The organism is Endozoicomonas sp. SESOKO2 (genome assembly GCF_024606245.1).
Classification (GTDB): domain Bacteria; phylum Pseudomonadota; class Gammaproteobacteria; order Pseudomonadales; family Endozoicomonadaceae; genus Endozoicomonas_A.
The window spans coordinates 1-5,471 of record NZ_JAHHPQ010000156.1; the positions used below are offsets into that span (position 1 = coordinate 1).

The window sequence follows — 5,471 nt, forward strand, 5'->3', positions numbered from 1 at the left end:
CCTCCGACCCCCACAACCCCATTGTGGTGCGCTACCAGGCTGCGCTACGCTCCGAGTCCGCTCTGTGCGGTGGGTCTGTATATTACCTTTCTACTATCTATTTGCAAGCTTTGAGCTGATTTTCTTCTATACCATAGCTTCTGAAAATGTGGGGGGTGCCAACAGCGTAGGATTAACGTGCAGATTATGGGGAAATGTGCATTTTTTCGGTGTGATGAACTATGGCCTGAACATGGATTCCAGTAGTATAACGACCTCAATCATCTTACTTATGGGTTAAAGCAGGTGTTAAAAGCTATTAAAAAAGTTCTGACGGTGTCTTTTTTACTGTTTGCCAGCCAAGTGATGGCAGAGCAGAAAGCCACCGCTCCTGATAAACCTGTTGCAGAGGCTTTGCAGCCTGTTGATGTCGTTATCAAGACCAGTAAAGGTGATATGACAATTCGTCTGAATCCCGGGAAGGCACCTGTCACTGTAGAGAACTTTCTTGCTTATGTGGACAAGGGCTTCTACGAGGGACTGGTTTTTCACAGAGTGATGCCCGGCTTTATGATCCAGGGAGGTGGCATGACTGCAGATATGAGTCAAAAGCCAACGAGCGCACCCATCAGGAATGAGTCCGGTAATGGCCTCAGGAACAGTCGTGGCACTATTTCAATGGCAAGAACAGCTAACCCGGACAGTGCTACCTCTCAGTTCTTCATCAATCTCGTCAATAATGAATTTTTGAATAATCGTCCCGGTCGTCCGGGCTATGCCGTGTTTGGCGAGGTGATTAGTGGTGAAGAGGTTATGGATTCCATAGCTTCCGTGAAAACCGGGAACAGAGGACCTCACGCAAATGTTCCTGTTGACCCGATTACAATTCTGACGGTTGAAAGAGTCAAAACCGCCCCCACTAAGTAGTATGGCTATGAGTACCGCTGCAACCCAATAACTATCAGGTAAATCAGGTTCCATGAAGCATTGGGCAAAATATTGTCTGTTAATCATGTTGTTACCGGTCATCACGGCTTGCGACAGCTTTTGGAATGACAGGCTGGCATTAAAATCGGTTGATCAACCTGCGATGGAAGCACTGGTCCGGGAGCAGGGCTGGGTGTTGGTCGATGTTCGAGACAGTAACTGGTACAACGGGTGGCCTTCGGGTAATGACCCGGATGGGGGGCATATTCCCGGTGCCCGAAATTTTGACCTGGCATTGATGACAGCCGATCCTGAACACGTCCGGAATCTTTTGACCAGTAAGGGAATATCGCCAGACAAGAACATCGTTGTCTATGGTCGTGATAAGCAGGATGCCCAGGTGTTAGCCCAGTGGCTGGTGGCTGAACAGGGCTTTGATGAAGGTCGGATTCGTGTTTTTGAAGAGGGCTTTTCTTACTGGCTGGCTCAAGGTGGCAAGCCTGCCAAACTGCCGGGTTATGAGCGACTGGTCACACCAGAGTGGTTGGATGAACAACTTAAGATGAATACCGACCTTATGGTGCTGGATGTCTCCTGGGGAAGAGGGGCTCGCTATGTTGTTCAGCATATTCCCGGTGCTCTGCACGTTGAAACAGGCAGCCTGGAGTCGATTATCAAGGAGTCAGAACGGCTGAAATCAGTTCTCCTTGGGCTGGGTATCACTAAACATACACCAATCGTCGTTTATGGCGACGATATGATTGCCGCCGCACGCGTTTTGTTTGTTCTTCAGTATGCCGGTGTCAAGGATGTTCGGCTTCTCAATGGTGGGCTGAAAGCCTGGACTGGTTCAGGCTACCCGGTGGAAAGAGGCATCAACTATGCTACACCCGCCAGGCAGTTTGGCAGTCTTGTTCCTGCTGAGTATGAATTATGGATGGATTCTTTGGTTTCAGAAAAAATTACGACGGCGAATGGATAACGTTGCCTCTATCCTCAAACGGGCGGCTGAAAACAATCACCGTGCTTTGTTGGTTTTGTCCGGAACAGAAGCCTGGACACAACAGCAGGCTGAGAGTCTCCTTTCAAGTGCACTTCTGTTTTCAAAGACACAAGGGCAGCAAACACTCTGGGTGGGTGAGCGCTTTAAGGTAAATGAAACTTCGATCTCTGCACCAAAAGCTATCAGCTGGCTGGGGCGTGAGATTGACTTCGTGGTATTTAATGCCTTTTCCGGTTTTGATGTCGATGCCTTTGGTCAGCTCAGTGGTGCTCTGAAAGGTGGAGGGCTTTTCATACTTCTGATACCGGATCTGGATGACTGGCCTGAATACTCTGACCCTGACCACAAAAGACTCGCTGTTTATCCATATCAACCCGGGCACATTCGGGGACTCTATCTGAAAAGACTGGTCAACCTTATCAAGTCTGAAAAAACACTCTCTTTGTTGTGTGAAAACGGCGTTGCAAGATGGCAACAGGGTATTTGTTGCAGTGGTTTACCTGATTCAGGGCAGGCAGAATCTCCAGACGACACTATTTGCAGAACATCGGATCAATCCAAGGCTGTCGAGTCCATTCTTCGTGTGGCAAAAGGCCATCGTCGGCGTCCATTAGTGCTGACTGCGGATCGTGGCAGGGGCAAGAGTGCTGCGCTGGGTATTGCATCGGTCCGGCTACTGCAATCAGGGCTCTCAAGGATATGGGTGACAGCCCCCTCTCTGGCTTCTGCCGAAGTCGTCTTTCATTCTGCTGAAGCTCTACTTGATGGGTGTGAAGCCCATCGGGGAAAACTGTTTTGGGAAGGCAAAATTCTCGAATTCAAAGCTCCCGACGAACTCCTGCATTCTGCTGGTGACTCAGACTGTGAGCTTATGCTGGTGGACGAAGCTGCTGCTATCCCGGTGCCACTACTGACCCAATTGTTAAAGAATCATTCTCGAATTGTTTTCTCATCCACTCAGCATGGCTATGAAGGGACGGGCAGGGGCTTTGCCATTAAGTTCAAGTCAACACTGTCTGAACTGACGCCAAAATGGCAGGGGTTGCATCTGAATCAGCCAATCCGCTGGGCTGATAATGACCCTTTCGAAGCCTTTGTTTTCAGGGCGTTGATGCTGAATGCCTCACCCGTTTCAGATAAAACGATAAAGGGTGCAGGTATTGATAATTGTTCGTTTGATCGTCTTGAATCCGCTCAACTGATTCAAGACGATCGGCTGCTGGCTGATGTGTTTGGTCTGCTGGTATTCGCCCATTATCGAACCCGTCCTTTTGATCTCAGGCATCTTCTGGATGGTCCGAATATCGAGGTTTACTGCCTCAGGTATCAGGAACGTGTCGTTGCAACGGCATTGCTGGCACTTGAAGGTGGCATAGAAGACGACTTGCAGGAAGCTGTCTGGCTAGGGCAACGCAGGGTTCGGGGTCATCTTATTCCTCAGTCCCTGAGTAATCATTGTGGTTTCCCGGAAGCTTCAGCCTTTACTGGCCTGAGGGTTATCCGAATAGCGGTACATCCTTCATTACAGGGGAATGGGCTGGGCACTCATCTGTTGAAGTGTATTGAAGAGCAGGCAAAGCTCAGAAAACTGGATTATTTGGGCAGTAGTTTTGGTGCGACGTCAGAGCTGGCGGCTTTTTGGGGGGATTCGGGCTATCTCCCGGTTCGTGTTGGCATTACCCGTGAAGCAGCCAGTGGCTGTTACTCAATGATGGTTTTGAAGTCACTGAATGAAGCATTCAGTCTCCTGACAAAGGAAATGCAGTCTCGTTTTACCTCAGGTTTTCTGATGCAGCTGTCCGGGGTATTCAAAGAAATGGCTCCTGATCTGGTTCGTGTAATGCTTCACTTAAGTCATTCCAGCATTGAGACTGCTTTAGATAAGCGAGATCGGATGGACCTGAAATCGTTTGTCCATTCAGATCGATTGCTTGAAAGTTGCCTTCCTGCTGTTCGCTCCCTACTGTTATCAAAAGTTTCTGATGGCTCTGTCTCGCAGGACGCTTTGAATGGATTGATTGCCAAAGTACTTCAGGGGGCTGAGTGGTCAGAGATAGCAAAAGCGAATGGCCTGACGGGTAGAAAGCAGGCCGTTCAATTTTTAAAGCAATGTGTCCGGCACCTATGTATGGGACAAAACCTTAAGCGGTCAATCTGAGAAATCTGTACATTCAATTGGGCCGCCAAAGTTTTTTCTGGTACAAAACTTAACGTCTCCGCTTTCAGAATCCAGAATCCATATTTTATGGTCTAGCCCGTTGCCCTGGTTCTGGACAGGGTAGGCAGTATACCTGCCTGAAATAAAGCCTCTTACACAGTCCGCTGCCCAAACTGCACCACTGAATAAAACAGCAGCCAAAATTATCGTCAGATATTTTTTGTGCATAACTAACACCTCTCTAACTTATGAAAATGGTCATCTTCTTCAGAACAAGCTCATTTGCTTGACCTTGTATTTTTAGACAACAGCTCAAGGGAATCGTTCACTGTTGTAGCCATGTCAAAAAGTCCGGGCTTTTGCGGAAGGGGAGTTCAGAACATAAAGCTGGGCAATCCGCTGCTCAAAACTCACTAACAGGCATTTAGGGTATTCGGTAATGACGGATAGACTTTCTCTATCAAACCGTTAAAAAATACTGATTTCGTGCGTCACGCTAACTCGTTTATAGTGGGCGTTTTCCTATTTCTGAAAGTTAATACTGATTAGAGTCAGGTGGGTTTTATGGATCGTTTTACCGTTTTTGGTCGTCCGGGCTGTGGTTATTGTGTACGAGCTAAAGAAGTGCTGGAAAGCCGTGGACTGCCAATGCTCTACGTGGATATTCATGCGGAAGGCATCACCAAGGCAGATCTGGAAAAAACAGTAGGAAAGCGGGTTGAAACCGTACCTCAGATTTTTCATGGTCAAAAGTACATTGGCGGTTACACAGAGCTGGATGCTTACCTGAAAGAAGAGATGGTGGAATCCCTGCAAGGCTGAGGTCGACAGCCAGTCGCTGCGCCTCAGGCCAGTCATTCGTGGTATGGTCCGGCCCCGTCGATGTAAGGTAGCAATCAGGATGCTCGACGTTACTATCAGGGGCAGAATCACTACAACCCATACGCCTTTGCGTTACTGGTGAAAGTGCCAATTAATGACAAAAACGCTGATAATGGTGGTAATCAGGCTCAGAAAGGTAATGATGTATTGCCGACTAAAAGAGCCCATTTCGGTGTGTACATCGCTGATTTCAGCACGTACATCGCTGATTTCAGCACGAACACCGGCAATCTCCTTATGCAGTTCGGTTCGCACACCGGCTATTTCCCTGTGCAGCTCAGTACGCAAGGCACTGATATCCGAACTCAGTGACTGATAATTTCGCTCACCTTGTAGCTGTAACTGCATAATGGCTTCCTGCATAATCAGGATATCCTTTTTACTGGCGTTGTATTCCGGATCAAGGGAAGCACTGACCTTACTGGCCAGTTCTTCATCAATGCCAATACGCTTGAGCTCTGAAAATAACGACTTTTCCATAACCATCCCGACAAAAACTGAAAAAACAGCATAGATCAGGGA

The 5,471-nt window shown here is 48.1% G+C and carries 6 protein-coding genes; 4 read left to right on the forward strand and 2 right to left on the reverse strand.

What is annotated here, in order from left to right; translation table 11 throughout:
• Positions 1–345: 345 nt before the first annotated feature.
• From KDK17_RS03760 to KDK17_RS03770, 3 genes are read left to right on the forward strand one after another with little or no spacing between them, the layout of a single operon-like run.
• A complete protein-coding gene (locus tag KDK17_RS03760; protein WP_306671218.1) occupies positions 346–906 on the forward strand; it encodes a peptidylprolyl isomerase in 561 nt (186 codons plus the stop codon).
• 52 nt (positions 907–958) lie between these two features.
• The gene (locus tag KDK17_RS03765) at positions 959–1,888 is read left to right on the forward strand and encodes a rhodanese-like domain-containing protein (protein ID WP_257287382.1); all 930 of its coding nucleotides are present in this window, start codon (positions 959–961) and stop codon (positions 1,886–1,888) included.
• Positions 1,881–4,067 carry a tRNA(Met) cytidine acetyltransferase TmcA gene (locus tag KDK17_RS03770; protein WP_257287383.1) on the forward strand — a complete coding sequence of 729 codons (2,187 nt, stop codon included), beginning with the start codon at positions 1,881–1,883 and terminating at the stop codon, positions 4,065–4,067. The genes KDK17_RS03765 and KDK17_RS03770 overlap by 8 nt, the downstream gene beginning before the upstream one ends.
• On the opposite strand, the gene KDK17_RS03775 is transcribed toward KDK17_RS03770, so the two are convergent.
• On the reverse strand, positions 4,059–4,295 hold the full coding sequence (locus KDK17_RS03775) for a hypothetical protein (RefSeq protein WP_257274246.1): 237 nt from the start codon (positions 4,293–4,295) through the stop codon (positions 4,059–4,061). The genes KDK17_RS03770 and KDK17_RS03775 overlap by 9 nt on opposite strands.
• A gap of 336 nt (positions 4,296–4,631) precedes the next feature.
• Between KDK17_RS03775 and KDK17_RS03780 the strand changes: the two genes are divergently transcribed.
• Positions 4,632–4,889, forward strand: a complete 258-nt coding sequence (locus KDK17_RS03780) for a GrxA family glutaredoxin (protein ID WP_257281379.1) — start codon at positions 4,632–4,634, stop codon at positions 4,887–4,889.
• Between the two features lie 132 nt (positions 4,890–5,021).
• Here KDK17_RS03780 and KDK17_RS03785 read toward each other — a convergent pair.
• Positions 5,022–5,471, reverse strand: a 450-nt coding sequence (locus KDK17_RS03785) for a hypothetical protein (RefSeq protein WP_257287384.1), incomplete at its 5' end; no start/stop codon positions are given.

Excerpts from the sequence above, each read along its gene's own strand:
- KDK17_RS03760 (WP_306671218.1), top strand. The coding sequence starts at position 346 with ATGGCAGAGCAGAAAGCCACCGCTCCTGATAAACCTGTTGCAGAGGCT.
- KDK17_RS03765 (WP_257287382.1), top strand. The coding sequence starts at position 959 with ATGAAGCATTGGGCAAAATATTGTCTGTTAATCATGTTGTTACCGGTC.
- KDK17_RS03770 (WP_257287383.1), top strand. The coding sequence starts at position 1,881 with ATGGATAACGTTGCCTCTATCCTCAAACGGGCGGCTGAAAACAATCAC.
- KDK17_RS03775 (WP_257274246.1), bottom strand. The coding sequence starts at position 4,295 with ATGCACAAAAAATATCTGACGATAATTTTGGCTGCTGTTTTATTCAGT.
- KDK17_RS03780 (WP_257281379.1), top strand. The coding sequence starts at position 4,632 with ATGGATCGTTTTACCGTTTTTGGTCGTCCGGGCTGTGGTTATTGTGTA.